This window comes from Coprococcus sp. TF11-13 (assembly GCF_003481085.1).
Taxonomy (GTDB): domain Bacteria; phylum Bacillota; class Clostridia; order Lachnospirales; family Lachnospiraceae; genus Coprococcus; species Coprococcus aceti.
The window spans coordinates 1-1,044 of record NZ_QUKK01000026.1 but is presented as its reverse complement, the minus strand read 5'-3'; the positions used below and the strand labels follow the sequence as shown (position 1 = coordinate 1,044).

The 1,044-nt window shown below is 33.5% G+C and carries 2 protein-coding genes; both read left to right on the top strand.

From position 1 onward, the window contains the following. Positions 1-79: 79 nt before the first annotated feature. Entirely contained in the window at positions 80-373 is a 294-nt protein-coding gene (locus DXD11_RS14075) for a hypothetical protein (protein ID WP_004853536.1), read from the top strand. A gap of 43 nt (positions 374-416) precedes the next feature. After that, positions 417-1,040, top strand: a complete 624-nt coding sequence (locus DXD11_RS14070) for a class I SAM-dependent methyltransferase (protein WP_117551380.1) — start codon at positions 417-419, stop codon at positions 1,038-1,040. Positions 1,041-1,044: the final 4 nt, after the last annotated feature.

Here is a 1,044-nt window from a genome sequence, read left to right as displayed (position 1 = left end):
GAATTTAATAACAAAATATAACAGTTATTAAATCTCTTAAAACAGGTGAAATCTCAATCGGAATTTGGAGGGGAATAACATGAATAGATTTGGTGTAAAGCTAATTCTTTCAATCGTTTCTTTTTTGGCAGTCAATATCTGGCTTATAGGTAAGGGTGTAGCAAAGGGCGCTGCTGACTTTTTCATATCTGCAACGGTTGAGGAAACAATACTATTTATCATTTTACAGCTATTAGTTGTACTGATATATTTTATATATCCTCTTACGGTAAAAAAATATAAAATCATTTACTGGTCTGTATCTGAAGCCTTAGTCATTATTACAGTTCTCTTTTGGGGAATATTTATTGTCGGTCCGATTTGGTTAAAATAAGCAAATTTGAAGTTGTATTATTGAATAAAATGGAGATTTTGATATGAAAGACAAGGCAAACAAGGGTTATTGGCAACGACTTGCAAAAATATATGCACCTTTGATGGAGTCAGATAAGAAGTTTTATAATGCAATCTGCGGATATATTAGAGATTATCTCAAATCTGATATGAATGTATTAGAATTAGCTTGTGGAACAGGGCAGCTATCTTTCCCATTGTCCGATTGTACTAATAGCTGGACGGCAACCGATTTTTCGGAAAATATGATTAAGCAAGCGAAAAAGAGAGGTACAACAGAAAAACTTAGTTTTTGCGTAGCCGATGCAACGGCACTTTCATATGAGAATGAAAATTTTGATTGTGTAGTAATTTCAAATGCACTGCACATTATGCCAGAGCCTGAAAAAGCAATGCAGGAAATTCGTAGAGTATTAAAAAAAGATGGTATTTTGTACGCACCAACCTTCTTATGGGCAGAGAAAAAATCAAGTGGTTTACGAAAGCGATTGATGTCTATTACAGGATTTAAAGCATACAAAGAATGGAACAAGGAAAATTTTTGTGAGTTTATTACGAATTATGGCTTTACAGTCGTCAAAGTGAATTTGGTGGATGGCGGTTTAGCTCCTGTTGGAGTTTTGATTGCGAAAAAAACTAATTATTAAATTT

What these genes read in the sequence shown, in the direction of transcription:
- DXD11_RS14075 (WP_004853536.1), top strand. Translation starts at nt 80, where the DNA reads ATGAATAGATTTGGTGTAAAGCTAATTCTTTCAATCGTTTCTTTTTTG.
- DXD11_RS14070 (WP_117551380.1), top strand. Translation starts at nt 417, where the DNA reads ATGAAAGACAAGGCAAACAAGGGTTATTGGCAACGACTTGCAAAAATA.